Source organism: Micromonospora sp. NPDC049645, assembly GCF_040675155.1.
Lineage (GTDB): Bacteria > Actinomycetota > Actinomycetes > Mycobacteriales > Micromonosporaceae > Micromonospora.
The window spans coordinates 541,309-565,672 of sequence record NZ_JBFAOI010000001.1 but is presented as its reverse complement, the minus strand read 5'-3'; the positions used below and the strand labels follow the sequence as shown (position 1 = coordinate 565,672).

The 24,364-nt window shown below is 71.3% G+C and carries 18 protein-coding genes; 11 read left to right on the top strand and 7 right to left on the bottom strand.

What is annotated here, in order from left to right; translation table 11 throughout:
- Positions 1–381: 381 nt before the first annotated feature.
- Positions 382–1,185, top strand: coding sequence for an HAD-IB family hydrolase (locus AB0J33_RS02710; RefSeq protein ID WP_238661425.1), 804 nt, complete (start codon positions 382–384; stop codon positions 1,183–1,185).
- A gap of 20 nt (positions 1,186–1,205) precedes the next feature.
- Here the strand turns inward: AB0J33_RS02710 and AB0J33_RS02705 are convergent, their stop codons facing one another.
- Positions 1,206–1,952 carry an oxidoreductase gene (locus AB0J33_RS02705; RefSeq protein WP_363609103.1) on the bottom strand — a complete coding sequence of 249 codons (747 nt, stop codon included), beginning with the start codon at positions 1,950–1,952 and terminating at the stop codon, positions 1,206–1,208.
- 412 nt (positions 1,953–2,364) lie between these two features.
- Between AB0J33_RS02705 and acs the strand changes: the two genes are divergently transcribed.
- From acs to AB0J33_RS02685, 4 genes are all read left to right on the top strand, one after another.
- Complete coding sequence (gene acs, locus AB0J33_RS02700; protein ID WP_363609101.1) at positions 2,365–4,329, top strand: acetate--CoA ligase; 1,965 nt, start codon at positions 2,365–2,367, stop codon at positions 4,327–4,329.
- A gap of 267 nt (positions 4,330–4,596) precedes the next feature.
- On the top strand, positions 4,597–7,392 hold the full coding sequence (locus tag AB0J33_RS02695; protein ID WP_363609099.1) for an immune inhibitor A domain-containing protein: 2,796 nt from the start codon (positions 4,597–4,599) through the stop codon (positions 7,390–7,392).
- Positions 7,393–7,722: 330 nt separating this feature from the next.
- Positions 7,723–10,131: an immune inhibitor A domain-containing protein gene (locus AB0J33_RS02690; RefSeq protein ID WP_363610194.1), complete on the top strand. Its 2,409-nt coding sequence runs from the start codon at positions 7,723–7,725 to the stop codon at positions 10,129–10,131.
- A gap of 166 nt (positions 10,132–10,297) precedes the next feature.
- Complete coding sequence (locus tag AB0J33_RS02685; RefSeq protein ID WP_363609097.1) at positions 10,298–11,230, top strand: alpha/beta hydrolase; 933 nt, start codon at positions 10,298–10,300, stop codon at positions 11,228–11,230.
- Between the two features lie 4 nt (positions 11,231–11,234).
- Here the strand turns inward: AB0J33_RS02685 and AB0J33_RS02680 are convergent, their stop codons facing one another.
- Positions 11,235–11,600 (bottom strand): hypothetical protein, encoded by a 366-nt coding sequence (locus tag AB0J33_RS02680; RefSeq protein WP_357645956.1) that lies wholly within the window; start codon positions 11,598–11,600, stop codon positions 11,235–11,237.
- Positions 11,597–14,305, bottom strand: a complete 2,709-nt coding sequence (locus tag AB0J33_RS02675; protein WP_363609094.1) for an SseB family protein — start codon at positions 14,303–14,305, stop codon at positions 11,597–11,599. The genes AB0J33_RS02680 and AB0J33_RS02675 overlap by 4 nt, the downstream gene beginning before the upstream one ends.
- Before the next feature lie 152 nt (positions 14,306–14,457).
- Between AB0J33_RS02675 and mycP the strand changes: the two genes are divergently transcribed.
- Positions 14,458–15,681, top strand: coding sequence for a type VII secretion-associated serine protease mycosin (gene mycP, locus AB0J33_RS02670; RefSeq protein WP_363609092.1), 1,224 nt, complete (start codon positions 14,458–14,460; stop codon positions 15,679–15,681).
- 79 nt (positions 15,682–15,760) lie between these two features.
- On the opposite strand, the gene AB0J33_RS02665 is transcribed toward mycP, so the two are convergent.
- Complete coding sequence (locus AB0J33_RS02665; RefSeq protein ID WP_030486284.1) at positions 15,761–16,054, bottom strand: WXG100 family type VII secretion target; 294 nt, start codon at positions 16,052–16,054, stop codon at positions 15,761–15,763.
- A gap of 21 nt (positions 16,055–16,075) precedes the next feature.
- Complete coding sequence (locus tag AB0J33_RS02660) at positions 16,076–16,396, bottom strand: WXG100 family type VII secretion target (RefSeq protein ID WP_203149468.1); 321 nt, start codon at positions 16,394–16,396, stop codon at positions 16,076–16,078.
- A gap of 440 nt (positions 16,397–16,836) precedes the next feature.
- On the opposite strand from AB0J33_RS02660, the gene eccE reads away from it, so the two are divergent.
- The 4 genes from eccE to rarD all read left to right on the top strand — a co-directional run bounded on the left by eccE (position 16,837) and on the right by rarD (position 20,634).
- Positions 16,837–18,633 (top strand): type VII secretion protein EccE, encoded by a 1,797-nt coding sequence (eccE, locus tag AB0J33_RS02655; RefSeq protein WP_363610192.1) that lies wholly within the window; start codon positions 16,837–16,839, stop codon positions 18,631–18,633.
- A 60-nt stretch (positions 18,634–18,693) separates the two neighbouring features.
- Positions 18,694–19,080, top strand: coding sequence for a phage holin family protein (locus AB0J33_RS02650; protein WP_124778570.1), 387 nt, complete (start codon positions 18,694–18,696; stop codon positions 19,078–19,080).
- Positions 19,081–19,201: 121 nt separating this feature from the next.
- A complete protein-coding gene (locus tag AB0J33_RS02645) occupies positions 19,202–19,699 on the top strand; it encodes a GNAT family N-acetyltransferase (RefSeq protein ID WP_363609089.1) in 498 nt (165 codons plus the stop codon).
- Entirely contained in the window at positions 19,696–20,634 is a 939-nt protein-coding gene (gene rarD / locus AB0J33_RS02640) for an EamA family transporter RarD (protein ID WP_363609087.1), read from the top strand. Before AB0J33_RS02645 ends, rarD begins: the two co-directional genes overlap by 4 nt.
- Positions 20,635–20,688: 54 nt before the next feature.
- On the opposite strand, the gene AB0J33_RS02635 is transcribed toward rarD, so the two are convergent.
- The gene (locus AB0J33_RS02635) at positions 20,689–21,408 is read right to left on the bottom strand and encodes a zf-HC2 domain-containing protein (RefSeq protein ID WP_363609085.1); all 720 of its coding nucleotides are present in this window, start codon (positions 21,406–21,408) and stop codon (positions 20,689–20,691) included.
- Entirely contained in the window at positions 21,405–21,920 is a 516-nt protein-coding gene (locus AB0J33_RS02630; protein ID WP_363610190.1) for a sigma-70 family RNA polymerase sigma factor, read from the bottom strand. Before AB0J33_RS02630 ends, AB0J33_RS02635 begins: the two co-directional genes overlap by 4 nt.
- Positions 21,921–22,147: 227 nt before the next feature.
- Here AB0J33_RS02630 and AB0J33_RS02625 point away from each other — a divergent pair, with 227 nt between their 5' ends.
- Positions 22,148–24,274 carry a PhoX family phosphatase gene (locus AB0J33_RS02625; protein ID WP_363609083.1) on the top strand — a complete coding sequence of 709 codons (2,127 nt, stop codon included), beginning with the start codon at positions 22,148–22,150 and terminating at the stop codon, positions 24,272–24,274.
- Positions 24,275–24,364 lie beyond the last annotated feature (90 nt).

Below are 24,364 nucleotides of genomic sequence, written 5' to 3'. Positions count from 1 at the left end.
TGAGCGTGGATGGTGTTCGCCAGCCGGCTGAGCTGTGGTGGAGCGCTTCCAGCAGAAAGGGACGACCCCCGTCGGGGGGAGACGGGGGTCGTCGGAGGTTCGGCTCCGGGGGGGTCGAGCCGAACCACTCAGCGGTCACGGGGGGTGCAACCGCTGAGGGTCTGTCTGTTTCGGGGATGTGAAAGCTCGTCGTACGGACAAGTCTGCCTGAGCGGGCCCGTCACGTCGAGTGGTGCCGACTCCACTCACTGCGAAAATCTCCTCGCGGAGTGTGAGCGCGATCACGCGGAGCGGAGATGGTGCTGCCAGCCCGCAGGTCTGAGGGGTGGCATGACCCCGGGCACCCGCCGACGATAGACCATCCGGCTAGACTTTCGCGCCGTGGGCCGAAGTGCCGCTTTCTTCGATCTGGACAAGACCGTCATCGCCAAGTCGAGCGCCCTGGCGTTTGGTCGGCCGTTCTACCGGGACGGGCTGATCACCCGGCGTGACGTGGTCAAGTCGGCGTACGCGCAGCTGATGTTCCGGCTGGGCGGCACCGACGAGCAGACCATGGCCCGAACACGGGACTACCTGGCCGCGCTCTGCAAAGGCTGGCAGGTGGAGCAGGTCCGTCAGATCGTCGCGGAGACGCTGCACGAGCTGATCAACCCTTATGTGTACGCCGAAGCCGCCGCGCTGATCGAGGAGCACCAGGCGGCTGGGCGGGACGTGGTGCTGGTGTCGGCGTCCGGCGAGGAGATGGTCCGGCCGATCGGCGAGCTGCTCGGGGTGACCGACGTGATCGCCACCCGGATGACGGTGCGGGACGGCCGGTACAGCGGCGAGGTCGAGTTCTACGCGGCTGGTCCGAGCAAGGTGGAGGCGGTCACCGAGTTGGCCGCCGCCCGGGACTATGACCTGGCTGATTCGTACGCCTACTCCGACTCGTACAGCGATCGCCCTTTGCTGGAGTGTGTCGGCCACCCGAGCGTGGTGAATCCGGACCGGCAGCTGCGCAAGCTGGCCTCGGAGAACGCGTGGCCGGTGCTGGAGTTCCGGCATCCGATTCCGCTGGGTCGGCGCCTGCGGGAGCGGCCCGCGGTTCCGGTGGCCGCGGCGGCGCTCGGTGTGGGCGTCGGGGTGGCCATCGGCATCGCCTGGTACGGCCGCCACCGCCGCACCCGCGCCGCCACCACCGCCTGATCCCACCCCGCAAAGAGCGCTCAGGCGGCGGCGAGGATCTCGTCTCCGATGGCGGTGAGTTGGTCGGCGCCGACCTCCACGGCGGCCATGTAGTGGCGTAGCCAGGAGCGCAGCCCGTCCGGGGTGCCGGTGGCGAAGGCACCGGCCGAGCCGACGTACTCGGGCTCCCGCTCGCGGTGCCCGACGTCGACGGCGAGCAGGCCACGCGGGTCGAGGCCACTGGCGAGCAGCACCAGTCGGGCGGCCCCGCGGGCCACCACGCCGGACGGCCCGGCGAACGGGCGCAGGTTCAGCAACTCCCCGTGTACGACCGCGGCCAGCACCAGCGGGGAGACCTTCGTGCCGCCGGCGACCAGTCCGGCCAGCCCGTCCAGCCGGGTGGCGACGACCGGGTCGGCCACCGGCCGGCCCAACTCGGCTTCCGGCACCAGGTCCCGGGCGGCGAGCACGTGCAGCTTCGCGAGCGCCTGGCGGGGGGCCTTCGGCCACAGCTCGCTCAGGCCGGGCAGCGCGCCGGCGACCCGTAACGCCCCCTGAAGGACCGGGTCGGTGACGGTGCCGGCCCGGACCGCCTCGCGCTCGTGCCCGGCCCCCTCTAGAGCCGCGCTGGCCACTGCGGAGCGCAGGCTGACCTCGGCGGCGACCTGCCCGCCGTGCCGGCGTAGGGCCCGGTGCCCGAGCGCCTGGTCGAACCGCTCACGGGCCTGCTCGACGGCGGCGGCGATGTCGGCGAGCGCGAGCAGGGGCGCGAGTGGGTCGGTGGTCACCCCGCCACGCTAACGACCCGACCCGGCGCGGCGGGTCGCACCCGCCCGCAACGCGACCGGCGCCACCGCCCCGGACGCGGCACGGCACGGCACGGCACGGCACGGCAAGGTCAACTCGGGTTCATGGAAGTCGGGGTGTCCACCTGGCTCGGACACCACGATTTCCACGAACCCGAGTTGATCAAGGCATCCGGCGCGGGCCGAGGGCAGGCAATCGGCGCGGGCCGAGTCAAGCACCCGGCGCGGGCCGAGGCAGGCACCCCGCGCGGGGACGGGGGCGGCGGGCGGGCCGTCGGGCGCGCGGCGAGGGCCACTCGGCGCGACAGCGTGGGCAGCCGTGGCCGGTCGTGGGACCCGCGACTACCCTCGTGCCATCGAGACGCAGGTCACCCCGAGGATGAGGAGTCACGGCATGAGCGAGGCATTGGCCAATCTGCTGAACGAGACGCGCCAGTTCCCCCCGCCCGCCGAACTCGCCGCGCACGCCAACGTCACCGTCGACGCGTACGCCGAGGCGGAGGCCGACCGGCTCGCGTTCTGGGCGAAGCAGGCCGAGCGTCTGGCCTGGTCGAAGAAGTGGGACGAGGTGCTCGACTGGTCGAACCCGCCGTTCGCGAAGTGGTTCGTGGGTGGGCAGCTCAACGTCGCGTACAACTGCCTGGACCGGCACGTCGAGGCGGGCCGGGGCGACAAGGTGGCGATCCACTGGGAGGGCGAGCCGGGCGACACCCGCACCATCACGTACGCCGACCTGCACGAGCTGACCTGCCGGGCGGCGAACGCGCTCACCGACCTGGGTGTGACCGCCGGCGACCGGGTGGCCATCTACCTGCCGATGATCCCGGAGGCGGCGGTGGCGATGCTGGCGTGCGCCCGGATCGGCGCCGCGCACAGTGTGGTCTTCGGTGGCTTCTCCGCCGACTCGTTGAGCAACCGGATCCAGGACGCCAGCGCCAAGGTGGTGATCACCGCGGACGGTGGTTACCGGCGGGGCAAGCCGTCGGCGTTGAAGCCCACCGTGGACGAGGCGGTGGCGAGTTGCCCGTCGGTGGAGCACGTGCTGGTGGTCCGCCGCACCGGCGAGGACGTGGCGTGGTCGGAGAAGGACCACTGGTGGCACGAGACGGTGGAGACCGCGTCGGCCGAGCACACGGCGCAGCCGTTCGACGCCGAGCACCCGCTGTTCATCCTCTACACCAGTGGCACGACGGCCCGCCCGAAGGGCATCCTGCACACCACCGGCGGCTACCTCACCCAGGCGTCGTACACCACGCACGCGGTGTTCGACCTGAAGCCGGAGACGGACGTCTACTGGTGCACCGCCGACATCGGCTGGGTCACCGGGCACTCCTACATCGTGTACGGCCCGCTCTCCAACGGCGCCACCCAGGTCATGTACGAGGGCACCCCGGACACCCCGCACAAGGGCCGGTTCTGGGAGATCATCGACCGGTACGGGGTGAGCATCCTGTACACCGCGCCCACCCTGATCCGGACGATGATGAAGTGGGGCGACGACATTCCGGCCGGTTTCGACCTGTCGTCGTTGCGGCTGCTGGGCAGCGTCGGCGAGCCGATCAACCCGGAGGCGTGGATCTGGTACCGGCAGCACATCGGCCGGGGTGAGCTGCCGGTCGTGGACACCTGGTGGCAGACCGAGACGGGCGCCATCATGATCTCGCCGTTGCCGGGGGTGACCGCGGCCAAGCCGGGTTCGGCGATGACGCCGCTGCCGGGCATCGTGGCGGACGTGGTGGACGACCAGGGCCAGTCGGTGCCCAACGGTGGTGGCGGCTACCTGGTGCTGCGTGAGCCGTGGCCGTCGATGCTGCGCACCATCTGGGGTGACGACGACCGGTTCATCGAGACGTACTGGTCTCGTTTCCAGGGCATGTACTTCGCCGGTGACGGTGCGAAGAAGGACGACGACGGGCACATCTGGCTGCTCGGCCGGGTGGACGACGTGATGCTGGTGTCCGGGCACAACATCTCGACGACCGAGGTGGAGTCGGCGTTGGTGTCGCACCCGTCGGTGGCCGAGGCCGCGGTCGTCGGTGCGACCGACCCCACCACCGGTCAGGCGATCGTCGCGTTCGCGATTCCGCGGGGCAGCACGGACATCGCTGGTGACGCGGGTGAGCAGCTCATCGCCGACCTGCGTAACCACGTGTCGAAGACGCTCGGCCCGATCGCGAAGCCGCGGCAGATCATGCTGGTGCCGGAGTTGCCGAAGACCCGCTCCGGCAAGATCATGCGCCGGCTGCTGCGGGACGTGGCGGAGAACCGGTCGCTGGGCGACGTGACCACGCTCCAGGACTCCTCGGTGATGGACCTGATCTCCTCGGGGATGAGCGGCGCGAAGTCCGACGAGGACTGACGGTAGGCGTACCCATTGGAGGGTGGCGGCCCGCGCGGGCCGCCACCCTCCGTCATGTCTTACGGGTGCGGTTTGCGCCGCGCCGCCGGTGTCACATCGGTCGGTCGGGGGAGTCGGGAGAAGCTGAACGGGCACAGGCGTAGATCACCTCTGTCCTTTCGGCCGGTTGTGCTTTAGGTTCACGCAAGTTGGAAGAGTTCGACACACATCGCTTCGATGGTCGGCCACGCCAACGTCCTCCTCCCCATGCCCGAGAAACGGAGCGGCATGAACCACAAACCGCAGTCCAGGGCGCGGCGACGACTACTCGTCGCGCTGCCCGTCATCGCCCTCGCGGCCACGTCACTGACCGTGAGTGGCAGTGCGGCAGCCCAGTCGCGGTCCGGCACCCCGCAGGCGGTGATCGGCGCGGACGAGCACTACATCAACTACGCCGAGCCCGAGGTGCAGCCGGACACCACCGGCCGTGAGGTGAAGGGCAAGGGTGGCATCTACACCCCTGCCGCGGAGTCCGCGCGTGCGTTCGACCGCAAGCACGCCCGGGGCAACCCGGTGACCGCACGGCAACTGGCCAAGGACGAGGCCAAGTCGCTGAAGACGGGTCAGAACCCGCGCAAGTTCAAGAAGGCCCCGACCACCCAGACGGCGAAGCTGCTGACGCTGCTGGTCGAGTTCAACGACAAGGCCAACGACGACTTCACCGGCGTGATGGTCCCCAAGACGGTGTTCGAGGACCGCACCTGCGTCCCCGGCACCGTCCAGAACGGCCCGAAGCACAACAAGATCCCGGACCCGGCGCGCCTGCCCCACGAGGACAACAACTCGATGTGGGTGCCGGACTTCTCGCCGCAGCACTACAACAAGATGCTCTACAGCAAGAACGGCATCACCGAGCGGGTCCGCACGGACCTGAAGGGCCCGGACGGCAAGAAGGGCATCGACCTGTCCGGTCGCACCATGCACAACATGTACCTGGAGATGTCCAAGAACGCGTACACGGTGGACGGGCAGGCCAGCCCGTGGATCACCGTGCCGCACTCGGAGGGCTGGTACGCGGCCAACCGCTGCTTCCAGGACGAGACCGGCGCGTGGGTGCCCGGCCGTGAGCAGTCGATGAACGGCCACCCGGACAACCCGGCCGGCGCGGGCCGGCTGGCGACCGACGCGATCGACGCGCTCGTCGCCAAGGACCCGAACTTCCCGTGGGCCGACTACGACATCGAGGACCAGGCCGACCGCGACGGTGACGGCAACGTCTTCGAGCCGGACGGCGTGATCGACCACCTCGTGCTGGTGCACGCCGGTCAGGGCAAGTCCCGTGGTGGCGGCGCCGAGGGTGTGTACGCCGTGTGGGCGCACTCCTCCACGGTCGCCGGTGGCTACACGATCCCGGGCACCAACCTGAAGGCGTCGAACTACATCGTGCAGCCGGAGGACGCCGGTGTCGGTGTCTTCGCCCACGAGTTCGGTCACGACCTGGGCCTGCCGGACCTCTACGACACGTCCGGCAACGCCGACTCCGACGTGGACTTCTGGGACCTGATGGCCTCGGGTTCGCACTCGGGTGAGATCTTCCAGGCGCTGCCGACCCACATGGGCATCTGGGACAAGTGGGTGCTCGGCTGGGCCGACCCGCTGACCATCCGCCCCGGGTCGAACCCCCGCGAGGTGAAGCTCGGCCAGACGTCGCGTACCCCGATCGACTCCGAGGACGGCATCAAGGTCGACCTGCCGGACAAGGTGACGACGCTGGCCACGCCGCACAGCGGCACGAAGATGTGGCACAGCAACAACGACCAGGAGTGGGCCGACGTCAAGTTGAGCCGCTCGGTCGACGTGCCGGCGGCGGCCGACTCGAAGTTCTGGATGTGGAACAACTACATCATCGAGGAGGACTGGGACTACGGCTTCGTCGAGCTCTCCACCGACGGCGGTACGACCTGGACCGAGCAGAAGGTGTACGACGAGGGCGGCACGGTGGTCACCACGCCGGACGGCTACCCGGACCCGAACGGCCGGATGAACGACTTCGGCGGCAAGAAGTACGGCCTGACCGGCAGCACCGACGGCTGGCGGCACGACTACGTCGACCTGTCGGCGTACGCCGGGACGACGGTTCAGGTGCGGCTGCGCCTGGCCACCGACGAGGCGTTCGAGGAGCGGAACTGGTTCGTCGACGACTTCTCGGTCACCGGCGGCGGCGCCACCACCTGGAGTGACGACGTGGAGGGCGGCGCCAACGGCTGGACGGCCACCGGCGGCACCTTCGTCGACACCACCGGCGCGGGCTGGGAGATCTCCAGCGGCACCGAGGTGCACGCCCAGTACTACCTGGCGGAGTGGCGTAACTTCGACGGCTTCGACAAGGGCCTGAAGTACGCGTACGACACCATCTACTCGCACGACGCGTGGAAGGTCGACCGGATCTCCTACAACGCGCCGGGCATGCTGGTCTGGTACCGGGACACCGCGCTCGGCGACGTCAACCACGTCACCGGGCAGATGACCTCGCTGCCCAGCTACGGCGCGAAGGGCGGGTTGCTCATCGTCGACTCGCACTTCGACCCGCTGCGCCGCACCGGCGAGGCGGCCGTGAAGGACCCGTCGGTGACGGACAACCTGCCCAGCCGCCCGCAGTCGTCGAACGCGGCGTTCACGCTGAACCGGACGTACCCGTTCACCGAGTGCCTGGAGGCGGCGGACGAGCCGTACAGCGCCTACTGCACGAAGTTCAAGGGGCTGCCGCCGGTGAAGGCGTTCACCGATGCCAAGGGCTACTACCCGGGCATCGAGATGCGCGACGGTGCTGCCTACGCGCGGGACAACGACGCGTCGGTGGTGCTGCCGTCGCGTAACAACGCGCCGTACACCACCCGGGTCACCCACCCGGACGGCAGTCCGGCGCCGGAGTTCTACGGCGTGACCCTGGGCGGTGGCGCGATCGTGCTGGGCACCGGCAACCCCGGCGACCAGGGCGTGAACTACGGCGTCTCGCTCACCATCAAGAAGGCGGCCGGCGACAACTCGTCCGCCACGATCTTCGTCACCCCGGCGAAGAAGTAACGGTTTCAGGCACCAACAACTGACGGTGGGCCGGTGGCGGAGACGCCTCCGGCCCCACTGTCGTAAACCGAACTAATTGATCGATATTTGTCGTTACAAACGGCGTCGCTCGGCCGACGGTGTTCGGCGTGGCTGATGAAGCCCTGGTGTGTGACGGTGGAAAGCGTTCCCAACAAAATCTTGCAACAAATCGACGCGATCGTCTTCCCACCCGTCCCGCCAGTGTCTATGTTCACCATTGGTCCCACTCGTGGGATCGATCTCCCACCGGCCCGTACCCCCGTTGGGCCGGTTCCCTCACACCGGAGGTACCACGTGCGCAAAGTCGCAGTGGGTCTGCTCGGGCTCTCACTGACGGCGACAGGCCTGGCTTTCGGCCCGTCCGCCTCGGCGGCGCCTCAGCCCAAACTGCCGGCAGCAGCACCGGCCGCTGCCGAACCGCAGGCACTGAAGGACGAGCTGCCCGACAAGCTCGAGGACAAGCGCCGCGAGCTGCGTGAGCAGGGTCTCGCCGACGTGCTGAGCGGGCGCAGCAAGCCGATCGAGCGCAACGGCAGCACTGTCGTCAAGGTCGGCCAGGTCGGCAAGACGGCCACCAACGCCAAGGCGCGCTCCGCTGCCGGCGCTCAGGCGACGAAGGACCAGTACGTCGAGCTCAAGCGCGAGCGGACCGACAAGATCTTCGTGATCCTGGCCGAGTTCGGGGACGAGCGGCACCCGTCCTTCCCGGACAAGGACATGAACTCGGACATCGCCGGACCGGCGACGTTCGACGGTCCGCTGCACAACAAGATCCCCGAGCCCAACCGGGCCGTGGACAACTCCACCATCTGGCAGCCGGACTTCAGCCCGGAGCACTTCCGCCAGCTCTACTTCGGCACCAACCCGGGCGACGAGTCGCTCAAGCAGTACTACGAGGCGCAGTCCTCGGGTCGCTACACCGTCGATGGTGAGGTGACCGACTGGGTCAAGGTCAAGTACAACGAGGCCCGCTACGGTCGCTCCGACGACCCGAAGGCCGACGATGACCCGACCGGCGACCCCGCCGTCTGCGGCGACAACGTCTGCCCGAACACCTGGAACCTGATCGCCGACGCCGCCACCCAGTGGGTCGCCGACCAGAAGGCCAAGGGCCGGACGGACGCGCAGATCGCCACCGAGATGAAGTCCTTCGACCAGTGGGACCGCTTCGACTACGACGGTGACGGCGACTTCAACGAGTCGGACGGCTACATCGACCACTTCCAGATCGTCCACTCCGGCGGCGACCAGGCCGACGGTGACCCGCAGCAGGGTGAGGACGCGATCTGGAGCCACCGTTGGTCGGCGTTCAACAGCTCGCCCGTCGGCCCGCCGAACTTCCCGATCGGCGGCACCCAGATCGGCAACACCGGCGTCTGGATCCGCGACTACACGATCCAGCCGGAAAACGGTGGCCGCAGCGTCTTCTACCACGAGTACGGCCACGACCTGGGCCTGCCGGACGACTACGGATCGACGGACAACAACAACGAGCACTGGACCCTGATGGCCCAGAGCCGGCTCGGTGCCAAGAACGACATCGGCATCGGCGACCGGGGCGGTGACCTCGGCGCGTGGAACAAGCTCCAGCTCGGCTGGCTCGACTACGAGGTGATCGTGGCCGGGCAGAAGCGCTCGCTGGAACTCGGCCCGCAGGAGTACAACTCCGACAAGGCACAGGCCGCCGTGGTGGTGCTGCCGCAGCGGGAGTACACGTTCAACTACGGCGCGCCGTTCGCGGGCGCCAAGCAGTACTTCTCCGGTAACGAGGACGACCTCGACAGCAAGATGACGAGGACGTTCGACCTCACCGGCAAGTCCACGGCGGCGCTGTCGCTCAAGGGCAAGTACAGCATCGAGGAGACCTACGACTACCTCTACTTCGAGGCGTCGACGGACGGCGGTCAGACCTGGGCCGACCTGGACGGCACGGTCAACGGCAAGCCGATCGGCGTCGACGGCGCCGGCCGCCCGGCCCTCGACGGCAGCAGCAACGGCGCCTGGGCGGACATCAACATCCCGCTGACCTCGGTCGCCGGCAAGGTGGCGCAGGTCCGCCTGCACTACGTCACCGACGGTGGCGTCTCCGAGGGCGGCTTCTTCGGTGACGCGATCACCGTGACCGCCGACGGCCAGACCGTGTTCAGTGACGGCGCCGAGACCGACGCCGGCTGGGCCCTGGAGAAGTTCCAGGTGGTCGGTGCGACCTACACCCGGCTGTTCGACAACTACTACATCGCCGGCAACCGGTCGTACGTCTCGTACGACAAGTACCTGAAGACCGGCCCGTACTTCTTCGGCTACGCGAACACCCGCCCGGACTGGGTGGACCACTACGCGTACCAGGAGGGCCTGCTCATCTCGTACTGGAACACCCGCTGGTCGGACAACGACACGGGTGCCCACCCGGGTGAGGGTCGCAACCTGTACATCGACGCGCACCCGCGCCCGATCTACAACCTCACCGGGGCGCCGTGGCGGGCCCGCATCCAGATGTACGACGCACCGTTCAGCCTGAACAAGGCCGACTCGTTCACCCTGCACCTCAACAGCCAGCCGCAGTACATCCGTGGCCAGGCCGCTGAGCCGCTGTTCGACGACACCCAGAAGTACTTCTACGAGGAGCTGCCGAACCACGGCGTCAAGCTCCCCGCGAGCGGTGTCAAGATCAAGGTTCTGGAGCAGGACGGCACCTCGATGAAGATCCGGGTCAGCTGACCACTGATCCCGCACCAACCAGCGACGCCCGGGCAGGTCATCTGCCCGGGCGTCGCCCTTTGTCGAGCCCGCTCCCCTCATCCCGGTCCGGGGCAACCCGGGGCTTTCCCCTGTTCACGAAGACCACCGGGGTCGTCGGCGGCAACCGGGTCCTAGGCTGTCTGCCATGACCGACCAGCGCGGCGGAGCCGTCGACGAGTCCCGTGTCCTCACCGAGGGGCCGTGGACGCACCGTTTCGTCGGCGCAAACGGCAGTCGGTTCCACGTCGTCGAGGCCGGCACCGGGCCGATGGTGCTCTTCCTGCACGGTTTTCCCGAGCACTGGTGGGCCTGGCACCAGATGGTGCCGGCGGTCGCCGACGCCGGCTTCCGGGCGGTCGCCGTCGACCTGCGCGGCTACGGCGCCAGCGACAAACCACCCCGGGGGTACGACGGCTACACCCTCGCCGCCGACATCGCCGGGTTGATCCGCGCACTCGGGGAACGATCCGCGACCATCGTCGGCAGCGGCCTCGGTGGCATGGTGGCCTGGACGGTGGCCTCGTTCCACCCATCGCTGGTACGCCGACTGGTGGTGCTGGGAGCACCGCACCCACTACGTCTGCGCGCGGCCATCTTCGCCGACCCGCGCGGGCAGTTCACCGCCTCCACTCCGGCGTTGAAGTTCCAGCTACCCCGCTACGAGCACGTGCTGACCCGCGACGGCGCGGCGGCGATCGGGGAGATCCTGCGCCGCTGGGGCGGCCCACAGTGGGTGGCCGGGGCGGACTTCGAGGCGTACGCCGAGCGGTGCCGGGAGGCGATGTGCATCCCGCAGGCGGCGTTCTGCGCGCTGGAAGGCTACCGCTGGGCGTTCCGGTCGGTGCTGCGGCTGCACGGCTACCGGTTCGTCCGCCTGATGCAGAAGCCGCTGTCCACCCCGACCCTGCAACTGCACGGCGCGCTTGACGCCGCCTCCCTGCCCCGGACGGCGTTGGGCTCCGGCCGGTACGTCGTCGCCCCGTACGAGTGGCGGCTGCTCGACGAGGTCGGGCACTTCCCGCACCTGGAGGCACCGGAGCTGGTGCTCGGCGAGATCCTGCGGTGGGCCAAGACCTGACCGGTCAGACCCGCTGCTCCCGCAGGTCGGTGACCTCGGCGGCCGGCGCCCAACCCTGGTAGACGCCGAAGTCGAAGACCTCCAGCCGCATCGCTTCGGCCACCGGCCAGCGACCGCCGGTGTATTCCACCCGCAGCCACGCGTCGTGCTCACCGAGCACGATGAACGGCTGCCCCTTCCAGGTGCAGGTGGTCCGCACGTACGCCAGATCCTCGATCTCGCTCGCCGGCAGCACCCGGACGTAGCGGCCCGCGCGGACCTCCTCGAAGCCCTCGCCCGGCTCGGGCTGGTAGAGGCGGATGTCGTCGCCGTCCGGGCTGGCCTGGTATTCCCTGCCCCGCCAACGGGCCACGTAGCCGTCGCGCATCACGCCTCACCGACCCGTCGCCAGACGACCTCGTCGGTGTCCAGCTCTGCCACCACCCGCTCGGTGCCGTCCGCGCCGATCCGCCACAGTTGGGCGCCGTGCGGAAGGCGGGCGCTGTCCACTTTGAACTCGGCCACCACGTCGCTGCTCTCGCCCGGGGCGAAACCGTTGCCCCGGAACGGCGGGCGTTCGATGACCCAACCCTCCATGGCCCGCATCGCCGGCTCGTTCTGACCGCCGTACGGGATCCGGTAGAGGCTCGGCCGGTGCGCCGGCCAGCGCAACACGTAGATCTCCTCGGCGTCCGGCGCGAACGGCGAGCCGGGATAGCTGAGGCCGAGCGCGCCGTGCAGCTGAGCCGGTGTGGTCAGGTGCGACAGCTCACCGGCCCGGTGCACGAAGCCGGAGACCCGGTCGTAGCCACGATCCAGGTAGTACGCCAGCTGACTGGGCGCGATCGCCTTCTGCATGACCGTCGGTCGGGTCGGGTCGACCGCCGCGGGAGCGTACCGGGGGCGGGTGGTGGGCTCCGCCACGGCCGGTGCTTCCTCCTGGTCCACCTCCAGGTCGTCCCCGAGCCCCACCTCGGCGGCCCAGTTGGCCAACGCGACGATCTGCTCGCCGGGCAACTTGGCGCCGACCGGTGTGCCCGGGTTGACGGCGAACGACCAGTCCTCGTCCGGCCAACGCCGGATCAGCTGGGCGAACTTCACCCGGACCGTGTCCACGTCGCCGTCGACATGGTCGGCGAGGCGCTCCGGCGACGTGTAGACCACCACGTACGTTTCGCCGTCGAGCTGCCCCGTACGCCAGACGAAGCCGGGGTCCCCCGGGCGGCTGCCCGGCACCGACTCCGGTGCCGCCGGCAGCAGCACCCGGGCCAGCAGCAGGGTGGACAGGAACGTGTCGGTGCTGCCGGAACCGGCGGCGCTGAGCAGGTCCTCCTCGACCGTGTTGGCCGGGTCGAACTCGATCGGCGCCGGTTCGTCGGCCGGTGGGCGCTGCTCGTCGGCCGCGACCCGGCTCCCGCCACCGACCGGGGCGTCGGCGCGGTCGTCGGCCCGCACCCCACCCAGGCCGGCACGGTCGGTCTCGGTGGGAGCCGTGGGGTGCGCGACCGGCGGACCGGGAGTGAACGACGCGGGACCGGAAGGGCTGGGGCTGAAGGACGACGGCCCGAACAGGCCGGGACCGGAGGACGCCGGGCCGAACAACGGCGGGGCGGCCTCGGCGGAGCTGGACCCTGGGAACGCGTCGACCGGCGCGCTGCTCTCGATCGGGTCGGTGAGGTCGCGGGACTCGATGATGGTGCCCTCGATGACGATGGGCGTGAAGCCACGGCGCGGCGCGGGCGGGCCGGAGACCGGTTCCGCGACGGATACCGGAAGATCCTCCACCGGCTCGAACCGGCCCGGCCGGTCCTGCGGGATCGCCTGGGTCTCCTCCGCCGAGGGACCGGACCGACCGGGCGCCCCGGCCAGCGGAGGCTCACCGGCCAGCCGGAACGCACGGGTGGGCTCCTCGGCCAACGGATTGTGCCGGCGCGGAGGCAGGGGCTGGGTGATTTCCTCGTCGGATGACGGCGCGCCTGCTCCGCGGGGGGCACCGAGGCCGTCCGCCGGCCGACGCAGCGGCCGGGTCGCCTCCGGATCGGTCATCGGAAAGGCGCGCGTCGCGGTCTCGTCGGCCGGGGCATCGGCGGGCCGACGCCGGGGAAAGGGTTGACTGCCTCGCCCGAACCGGGTCGGCGGGGCCGCGCGATCGCCGGAACGCCCCCCGCTCGCGGCCGGGTCCCGGGCGGGGCTGGGGTCGAAGAAGGAGCGCCGGGGGGCCGCCTGTGGGCCGGCGTTGCCGTTACCCGCTGCGGGGGCGTCGCCGTCGCCGGGCCGGGTCGGTGCCGGCCAGCCCATGCCCGGCCCCGGCTGATCGGCGGCGGGGCCGGTGGCTCCCAGCGGAGTGAACCGGGACGGTCGGCCGGTGCGGGGCAGGGCGTCGGTGCCGGACGCGGGCCGGGGAAGCTCGGACGGGTGCCGCTGACCTGCGGCGGGCAGGCTCTCCTCGCCGGATCGGCGCGACGACTCACCGGGCACGGGTGGCCGCGGCGCCGGGCCCGGGGCCGCGGGGGCACCCACCCGCGGCGGCGCACCGCGGGTGGGCCTCCGGGGTGCCAGCGGAGCGGTCTCGGGACCGGACGGGGCGGCTGCCGCCGCCGGGGGCGATCCAGCGGCCGGCGCGGCGTCCCGATGGGGCATGCCCGGCCGGGTACGGGCCAACGTCTCCGCCCGCTCCAGGCGGGCGCGGGCGCCCATGGCACGGCCCGGCAGCCGTACGTCACCTCGCGACAGCTGGGACACGAACCAGGCCGGCAGGTAGCCCTCGACCGGTAGACCCGGGTTGACCGCGAGCCACCACTCCGGGTTGGGCCAGCTGGCCGCGAGATCGGCGAAGGGGACCCGTCGGTTGCTGCCGGCGTGATCGCCGAGGCAGGCACGTAGCGCGGCGGCGGAGGTGAAGGCCAGGACGTGGGTCCGGCCGCCGGTGGTCCAGGTGCCCCAGCCGGCGGGTGGTTGGCCGGGCTGCGTCGGCGCGGAGACCGGCAGCAACACGTCGGTGCGGGACAGGAGCCGGAAGTAGAGCTCCTGGTCGTTGGCGCGTAGCGCGTCGCGCATCGCCACCTCGGCCTCCGTGGCCGGCTCCCATGCGGTCACGGCCACCTCCCCTTCCGAGAACAGGCCACAGGTATCGCGTACAACCTACAAGGTGGTACCAAGATCACAATGGCTGGCCGGCGGCGGTCTGTCGGGGCGCGGACGAGGCGATAACATCGCGTCCCGGAGCCGACACGATACGGAGGGTGTCGATGTCCCGATCGATCACGCGCCCGGTCCTCGCCGGTCTGGCCGTCAGCCTGTTGACCGTACCGGCCCTGCCGACCGTCGCCGCCACCGCCGGGCTCCGGGCGGCGCCGGCCTGCACCACCCCACTCGCCCCCGTCCGGCCGGTCTCGGCCGAGCCCTGGCCGCAGCGACGGTACGACCCCGCACGGCTCGCGCCGCTGGCCACCGGCGTCGGGGTGACCGTCGCGGTGGTCGACTCCGGCGTCGACCGGATGCATCCGCAACTGGCCGGGCGGGTGTTGGCCGGCGCTGACCTGCTCGACCTCGGCGGGGACGGCGGTCGGGACTGCGCCGGGCACGGCACCGGTGTGGCGAGCATCATCGCGGCGGCGCCCCGCCGCGACGTCGCCTTCCGGGGCCTCGCGCCGGGCGCCCGGATCCTGCCGGTGCGGGTGAGTGAGCAGCAGGTGGTGCAGGGGCGGGAGTCGGGGCGTACGGTCAGCGCCGACGAGTTCGCCCGGGCCATCCGGTGGGCCGTCGACCACGACGCCGACGTGGTGAACCTGTCCGTGGTGCTGTACGCGGACGACCCGGAGGTCCGTTCCGCCGTGCGGTACGCGGTCGACCGGGACGTGGTGCTGGTGGCCGCCGCCGGCAACCTGCACGACAGCGGTGACCCCCGACCGTTCCCCGCCGGCTATGACGGGGTGCTCGGCGTGGGGGCGATCGGGGCGGACGGTGGGCGGGCGGCCTTCTCGCAGACCGGCCCGTACGTCGATTTGGTCGCGCCGGGCAGCGAGGTGCTGACCGCCGCACCCGGCGCGGGCCATCATCGCGTCGAGGGCACCAGTTACGCGGCACCCTTCGTGGCGGCCACCGCCGCGTTGCTCCGGGAGTACCGCCCCGAGCTGACCGCCGCCCAGGTGGCGGAACGGATCATCGCCACCGCCGATCCGGCTCCGGGCTCGGGCCGCGGAGGCGGGTACGGCGCCGGCGTGCTGAACCCCTACCGGGCGGTCACCGAGACCAGCGGCGGCCGTACCGGCGGCTCGCGGCCGGTCGCCGCGCTCGCCGACGACCGGGCCGACCCGGCGCAGCTCGCCCGGCAGGCCCGCCGGGACACCGCCCGGGACCGAGCCCTGCTGGTCGGGGCGGTGGTCGGCATGACGGCGCTCACCGTGGCGCTGCTCGCCCTGGTGGTGCCGCGGGGTGCCCGCCGACGCTGGCGCCCGGCCGACCAGATCTGACCTCGCCCGGCCACGGCCCCGGGTCGGCTGCGGCCGGGGCGCTGGCCCGGACACGGTCAGCGCTCCCGGCCCACATCGCTCACTGGAACAGCCCGGTGTTCTTCTTTTCGGTGTCCAGGTAGTCGGTGGCGGAGTCGTTCACCGCCAGCCTGATGTCCCGCAGCATCCCCTGGAGGTCCTGGGAGGCCGAGCGCCACCGCGCCTGCCGCTGCTCGTACGCCTGCCGGGCCTCGCCCGTCCAGCTCGCCACCAGCGGCGCGGCGTCGCGTTCGAGTTGACCGAGTTGCGTGTCGAGGGTGTTCAACGCCTTTTGAATGTCCGCGCCGGCCTGCTGAAGCGCGGCGAAGTTGACGACCAGCACACCATGGTCCATCGGATTCCCTCCCCAGCGGGATCAGAGCGGCAGTTGGATGCCGCCGCGGTTGGTGCCGGCCACCCGGCTGGCCGCCTCGTCGTCGGACACGTCGTACTGCCGACCGGCGGTGCGGATCGCACCGGCGGTCTCCCGCAGGGCCCGGTGCAGCGCCGCCTGGTCCTGTGACCACTGCTGCTTGACCTGCTCGAACGACCGCCCACCGGCGCCGCGCCAGGCCTGCTGCAACACCTCCAACTCGGCCAGCAGGCCGGTCAGCATGGACTGCAACGACTGGTCCACCTGTTCGAACTTCGCGGCGGTCTGTTGCATCACCGCGGCTTCTGCCTTGGTCTGAGACACCCGGACGTCACCTCGTCTCTCCGATCGCACCTGGCTGTCGACGCGCCCAACCCGTCGGACGCGTCGTCGCTTGGCCCGTCGTCGAGCACTGAGACACGGGTCAGCGACGGACTTCGTGGCTGACGGTAGCGACCTCGTAGCGGTTCTGCTACCCCCTGTGGCTCTCCTGTGGACAACCGGGACAGCCATCGGTCGCTTACGATGTGCCGCAGCCACGTCGCGGCGCGTGACGGGCCGTCGGAGGACGGCCGGCCGCCCGACACGGTCCCACTGGTCGAGGAGGCACGGTGCCGGCGATCACCACCGGAGGGCCGCACCCGGCGACCCCGGTCGGGTCCGGGGCGGGTGCCCCACGGGCGATCGGTCCGGGCCGACCCACCGGTCGCACCCTCGGGTCGGGCGATCAGGGCACGCCTCGTCGGTCACCCGCCGACCAGTGGATCGCACTCGCCCGGCGTACGGGCGCAGGAGTGCGAGCCGGGCAACTCGTCGCCGCCCAGGTCGCGGCGGCGCTCGTCCTCGTCGCCCTCGGACGACCCGCACCGGTCGTCGTCGTGGCCGCGCTGGTGGCCGTGCTGCTGGTGGCGACCGCCTGGGTGCCGGTTCGGGGGCGTTGGCTCTTCGAGTGGCTGGGCACCGCCACCGGGCATCTCACCCGCCGTCGGGCGCTGAGCGGGCCGGCGGGCCCGGCCGACCTGCTCGACCTGGTCGCCCCGGGCACCGTCGTCCGCTCGACCGAGCTGACCGACGGGCCGGCGGCCGTCCTGGAGGACATCGGGGGGATGGTGGCGCTGCTGGAGCTCGGCGACCCCGGCGACCTGCTCGGCGACGCGTCACAGCCGATTCCCGCGCCGGCCGCGTTGCTGCCCCCGGCCGGGCCCGACACGCCCCCGCTGCTGGTGCAACTGCTGCTCGCCGGGTCACCGGCTCCGGTACCGGGCGCGGGCGGCACGGTCGGCACGTCGTACCGGCAGCTCACCGACGGGCGGCTCGCCGGGCGGGAACGGGCCGTGGTGGCGGTCCGGGTGCTGCGGGTGGACGGCTGGTCCGAGGAGGACCTGCGCCGCGCCCTCGCCGGCACGGTACGCCGGATCGTGCGCCGGCTCGGGTCGTTGACCGCGCGGCCACTCGGTGTGCCGGCGGCGCTGCGCGTCCTGGGCGAGTTGGCCCACCACGACGGTGCGCCGACACGGGAGTCCTGGCCGGCGATCCGGTCCGGCACGCTGCACCAGGCGACCTTCCACCTGATCCGCTGGCCCGACCCGGTCGGTGCGGTCGGACGTCGACTGGTGCCCCGACTGCTCGCGCTGCCGGCGACCGCGACGACGGTGTCCCTGTCGGCGGGACCGTCGACGACGGCGTCGATGCCGTCGGGCCGGTCGACGAGCACCGGCTCCGCGGTGCCGACCGAGCTGACCGTACGCCTGGCTGCCGGGACGGCGACCGAATTGGCCGCGGCCTCCGAGGCGTTGATCCGTCTGGTGACGGACCTGGGCGGAAAGCTGCGTCGGCTCGACGGCGCCCACCTGGGCGGGCTGGCCGCGACGCTGCCGTTGGCGCTGACGGCAGCCGGTCCGCAGCCCCGCCCAGCGGCACCCGGCCCGTCGGTGGACGACTGGGAGCTTTCCCTGGGCGACGCGGGCATGATGGTCGGCACCAACCGGCACGGCGGAGCGGTCACCGTGCGGCTGTTCCGGCCGGAGAGCACCCGGGTGCTGCTGGTCGGCGGCGTACGCGCGGCGCAGCTGGTGGCCCTGCGCGCCCTGGCGCTCGGCGCCCTGGTGGTGGTGCAGACCGTGCGACCGCGCGCGTGGGAGCCGTTCGTCCGGGGGGTTGGCGCGCCGGGCGGCACGATACCCCTGCTTCCGCCCGGCCGGTCGGTGGCCGACGGGGTGGCCACCGCGCTGCGTCCGTTGCTGCTGGTCGTCGACGCCGGGCCGGTGGCCGCCGACGCCGCGCCGGGCCCGCCGTGGCAGGCCACTCTGGTGGTACGCGACGAGCTGACCCCGGCCGACGTGGACGCGTTGAGCCGGGCCGACCTGGCGTTGCTCCAACCGCTGAACGCCGCCGAGGCCACCCTGGCCGGAGCCGCACTCGGGCTGGGCGGTTCGGCCGAGTGGTTGACCCGGATCCGGGACGACATGGTGGCCGTGGTCAACCGGCGGGCGCTGCGCTGGGCGCTGCTCTCCCCCACCCCGATCGAGGCGCAACTGATCGGGCCACCGGCCCGCGGCTGACCCACCACGATGGTCAGCTGCGGGTTACGCCGGTGGGCGGTCCGTGGCACGATCCCCGCCATGGGTTTTCTGAAAGGTCTGCTGATTCGGCTGGCCAGCACAGCTCTGGCTTTCTGGCTGGCCACGCTCCTCATTCCGGGCATCACCCTGGATTCGAACTCCGCCACCGAGACGGTGACCACGCTGCTCCTGGTGGCGGTGATCTTCGGTGTGGTCAACGCGGTCCTCCAGCCGATCATCAAGACCGTCGGCTGCGGCTTCTACCTCCTGACGCTGGGCCTCATCGCCCTGGTGGTGAACGGGCTGCTGTTCCTGCTCACCAGTTGGATCGCGGACCAGGCCGGGCTGCCGTTCTCGGTGGACGGGTTCTGGCCGGCGGCCGTGCTCGGTGCCCTCTTCGTGAGCATCGTGACCTGGATCCTCGGCGCCGTCCTCGACCGGGACTGACCGGCGGGCGGTCGTCGCCGAACCGGCCCGCCCGGCGCTTCGACCTCCGCCGGGCGGGCCGACGACCAGCATCCGGGAATTGGTCGGCCTGGCCGCCCATCTCGACGATTAGCGTCGCGGCATGTTCTCGTTGACCCACGCCGACGGTCACCTGCTCAGCGCCGATCCCGCGCGCATCGATCTGGACCTGGTGCACCACTGGTTGTCCACCGACGCGTACTGGGCGCTCGGACGGGACGCGGAGATCACCGCGCGGGCGTTCGCCGGCTCGCTGCCGTTCGGCGTCTACCGGCCGGAGGACGGCCGTCAGGTGGCGGTGGCCCGGGTGGTCACCGACGGCGCCACCTTCGCCTGGCTCTGCGACGTGTACGTCGACCGCGCCGCCCGGGGTCGCGGGTTGGGCGGATGGCTGGTCGGCGGGATCCGCGACCACCTGGACGAGCTGGGCGTACGCCGGATCGTGCTCTGCACCAACGACGCCCACCAGGTGTACGCGCGGGTGGGCTTCACGCCGTTGGACGTGCCACAACGGTGGATGCAGCTCGATCGACGTCCCCCGGTGACGCCGATCACCGGAAAGGAACAAAACGGCGGTACACCCCTTACGGTGGAGGCGTGACGCCACTCCGCCTGGGATACCTCTACGGCCTCGGCGCGTACCTGCTCTGGGGTTTCTTTCCGCTCTACCTCAAGCTGCTGCGGCCCGCCGGCCCGCTGGAGATCCTGGCCCACCGGATCGTCTGGTCGGTGCTCTTCGTGGCCCTGCTGTTGGCGGCGCTGCGCAACATCGGCTTCCTGCGTGCGCTGCTGCGCCGCCCCTGGGCGGTGGCCGGGATCGTCGCGGCCGCCGCGCTGATCGCGGTCAACTGGGGCACCTACATCTACGGGGTCAACTCCGACCGGGTGGTGGAGACCGCGCTCGGTTACTTCATCAACCCGCTGGTCGTGGTGCTGCTCGGGGTGACGGTGCTGCGGGAGCGGCTGCGGCCGGCGCAGTGGGTGGCGCTGGGGATCGGCGCGTCGGCGGTCGCGGTGCTCACGGTGGACTACGGTCGGCTGCCCTGGTTGGCGTTGACCCTGGCGTTCAGCTTCGCCGGGTACGGCCTGGTCAAGAAGCGGCTCGGGCTGCCGGCGGCGGAGGGGCTCTTCGTCGAGTCGGCGGTGCTGGCGTTGCCGGCTCTGGGCTACCTCGGCTGGCTGACGGCACAGGCCGACCTGACCTTCGGGCACGTGTCGGCCGGACACACCGCGCTGCTGGTGCTGGCCGGCGCCGCCACCGCGATTCCGCTGCTGCTGTTCGCCGGGGCGGCCAACCGCCTACCGCTGAGCAGCCTCGGCATGATCCAGTATCTGGCGCCGGTCCTTCAGCTCGGCTGCGGTGTGCTGATCTTTCACGAGCCGATGCCCCCGGCCCGCCTGGCCGGTTTCGCGCTGGTCTGGCTCGCCCTGATCGTCTTCACCGCCGACGCGGTCCACACCTCCCGCCGCACCCGCACCCGGCCCCGACCCCCAACCGCGGTCGATCAAGGAGTTGTGGTGCCCGCCCAGCACTAGTTCGGCCGGTTTGTCGCCCAGCACAACTCCTTGATCGACGCAGACGGGTCGCGGCTACGGCACGGCGTAGGTGAGGATGGGGGTGCCGTCGGCCTTCTGGAGCTCCACGCTGACCAGCTCGGCGTCGGTGAACCGGGTGGCGCCGGTGAAGCTGAGGTCGTCACCGGGGGCCGCCAGCCAGGAGCCGATCTGTTCGGTGGTGCCGTTCGGCCCGCGCGCCACCAGCCGGAACGGGTACGCCTTGCCGTAGCTCGTCCGCGCGTCGTACCCGCAGCGCATGGTCACCTCGGTGCCCCACTCGGTGCCGGTGAGCCCGATGTCGGCGTGCACCGGCCCGGCCGAGGCCACCGGCCGCATGGCGACCATCGACACCTGCGGCGCCGGGGTGCCGCCCTGCGCGCCGGAGGGCCGGCCGGGGCTGACCGGCCGGGGCAGCGCCACGGCGGTGCCCACCCCCACCAGCAGCGCCAGGCCGGCGGCGGCCAGTGTGGTCAGCGCGTACCGTCGCCGCTCGGCGGTGCGGTCCCGACGACGGCGACGCCGGGCCTCGTCGAGCAGCGCGGGCACCCGGGGCGGGGCCGGCGGCGGCAGGATCTGCTCCAACCCCGCCGGGTCGAGGCGGCCGAGCAACCCGGGCAGGACGGCGATCTCGGCGACCGCCTCCCGACACGACGCGCAGCCGCCGAGGTGCCGCTCGTAGGCCGCCCGCTCGGCGGGGGCCAGGGCACCCAGCACGTACGCGCCGTCGTCGTACGCGAACTCGCACCGGGTCATCCCGTCACCCCCATTTCCGCAAGGACCAACCGTAGAGACCGCAGTGCGTAGTGGGTTCGTGACTTCACGGTCCCCGGTGGTACGCCGAGGCGGGACGCCGCCTCGGCTACCGAACGCCCCTGGTAGAAGCACTCGACCAGCACTTCCCGGTGGGTCGGGCTGAGCCGGTTCAGCGCCTCGGCGACGGTCCACGCCTCCACCGCCCGTTCGGCCTCGTCGATCACCTCCGGCGGTTCGGGCAGATCGTCGGTGAACACCTCGCCGACCCGGGTGGAGCGCCGACGCCAGGCGTCGATGGCCAGGTTGCGGGCGGTGGTGAACAGCCAGGACCGCACCGAACCGCGCCTCGGGTCGAGCGCCTCCGGGTGTCGCCAGGCCCGCAGCAGCGTCTCCTGCACCAGGTCCTCGGCCCGCTGCCGGTCCCCGTTGACCAGCCGCAGGGCATGGGCGTACAGCGCTTCCGCGTGCTCGTCGTGCAGCGCGCGCAGCAGTTGGGCGTCATGGTCGCTGATGGCGGTCTCCTCGCTTCCGGCGCGCGTCCGGCGGTGCGTCCGCTCGGGAATACGTGCGGTCACGCCGAACGGTTCAGCCCGAGGTCAGACCGGCTGCGCGAGGGTTGTCGCCCGCGCAGGTGTTCATGCCCGGTTCACATCGTGGCCGACGAGCGCTCACCACGTCCTCCTAGCGTCCGGCTGGTACGCCGCCTGTCGTGCCACCGACTTCTCTGGAGGCTTCCCCCATGAGCGACCGTCCCCGGCTGCTCCCCCTGTTGAACGGCACCCGTCATGGCACCCGTGACGCCATGACCTGTCTGTACCGCTGCGGAAACGCCTGTGACCACCCGGTCCCGAACACCTCCGACAACGCGTACTTCGGTGACGTGGTGAGCGCGGAGGTCTCGCGGCGTGGGGTGGTTCGGGCCGGCGCGGTCGGCGCGCTGGTTCTCGGTTTCGGCGGCGCGGCGGCAGGTGCGCTCGCCGGCGCGGCCCCGGCCACGGCGGCCCCGAGCACCCCGGACGTCCCGGAGGCCTTCGGTTTCGGTCGTCCCAGCACCGGAGTCGGCAGCGGCGCGCTGACCTTCAAGCCGATTCCACCGAACAAGCTGGACACCCTGGTCGTGCCGAACGGCTACGACCACGCCGTGGTGATCAAGTGGGGTGACCCGGTGCTGCCGGGCGCGCCGGAGTTCAACCTGCACCACCAGACCGCCGCCGCGCAGTCCAAGCAGTTCGGTTACAACAACGACTTCGTGGGCGTGCTGCCGCTGGACAAGCAGGGCAAGCGGGCGCTGCTCGTGGTCAACCACGAGTACACCAACGAGGACCTGATGTTCCCGGGCTTCCCCGGGCTGGACGGGCTCTCCGTGGAGCAGCTGCGCACCGCGATGGCCGCGCACGGCATGTCCGTGGTGGAGCTGGAGCGGGTCGCGGGCACCGGGCAGTGGAAGCCGGTCGACAAGGGCCCTCGGCCGTACAACCGGCGGGTCACCGCGCTGAGCACCAAGTTCGACCTGACCGGCCCGGCCGCCGGCTCGGCCTGGCTGAAGACCGCCGCCGACCCCAAGGGCCGTACGGTCGTCGGCACGCTCAACAACTGCGCCGGTGGGGTGACCCCGTGGGGCACGGTGCTCTCCGGCGAGGAGAACTTCAACCAGTACTTCGTCGGCGCCGACGCCGCCCCGGCCGAGCTGAAGCCGAAGCTGGACCGGTACGGCATCAGCACCGCCAGCCGCTACCCGAGCGGCAGCCGTAAGTGGGAGCGCGCGGACGAGCGCTTCGACCTGGCGAAGCACCCCAACGAGGCGCACCGGTTCGGTTGGGTCGTCGAGATCGACCCGTTCGACCCGGAGAGCCGCCCGCGTAAGCACACCGCGATGGGCCGGTTCAAGCACGAGGGCGCGAACGTGATCGTCGCGAAGGACGGCCACGTGGTCGCGTACATGGGCGACGACGAGCGGTTCGACTACCTCTACAAGTTCGTCTCGGACAACAAGTTCATGAAGGGCAACTCCTGGGCTGCCCGCAAGCACAACCTGACCCTGCTGGAGTCCGGCACGCTCTACGTGGCGAAGCTCGACCAGACCAGCGCCGCCGAGATCGACGGCTCGGGCAAGCTCCCCGCCGACGGCGCGTTCAACGGCCGGGGTCACTGGATCAAGCTGGTCAGTGGCAACCGGTCGTTCGTCGACGGGATGACCGCGGCGGACGTGCTCACCTTCACCCGGCTCGCCGGTGACAAGGTCGGCGCGACCAAGATGGACCGCCCCGAGGACGTCGAGCCGAGCCTGCTCACCGGCAAGGTGTACGTGGCGCTGACCAACAACACCAACCGTGGCGTCGGCAGCAACCCGAAGGCGGACGAGGCGAACCCGCGCAACGCCAACAAGCACGGGCAGGTCCTGGAGTTGGTCGAGGATCGCAACGACAACACCTCGGAGACCTTCGCCTGGTCACTGCCGATCGTCTGCGGCGACCCGACCGACCCGTCGACCTTCTTCGCCGGGTACGACAAGACCAAGGTCTCCCCGATCTCCTGCCCGGACAACGTCGCCTTCGACGCCACCGGCAACCTGTGGATCTCCACCGACGGCAACGCGCTGGGCAGCAACGACGGCCTCTTCGCCGTCGCCGTCGAGGGTCCGGAGCGGGGTCACCTCAAGCAGTTCCTGACCGTGCCGCTCGGCGCGGAGACCTGCGGCCCGTTCATCACCGGTGACAACCGCTCGGTCTTCGTCGCCGTGCAGCACCCGGGCGAGATCAGCGGCGCCTCGGTGGAGAACCCGGCCTCGAACTGGCCGGACGGCGACTACGCCAAGCCGGGCGTGGTGGTCACCTGGCGCCTCGACGGCGGCCCGGTGGGTAGCTGACCCCACATCCACGGCCGGTGGGCCGCTGACGTTGTTCCGGCGGTCCGGCGCTGGACCGCCCCGAGAGGCCCTCTCCCCGCCTGGGAGAGG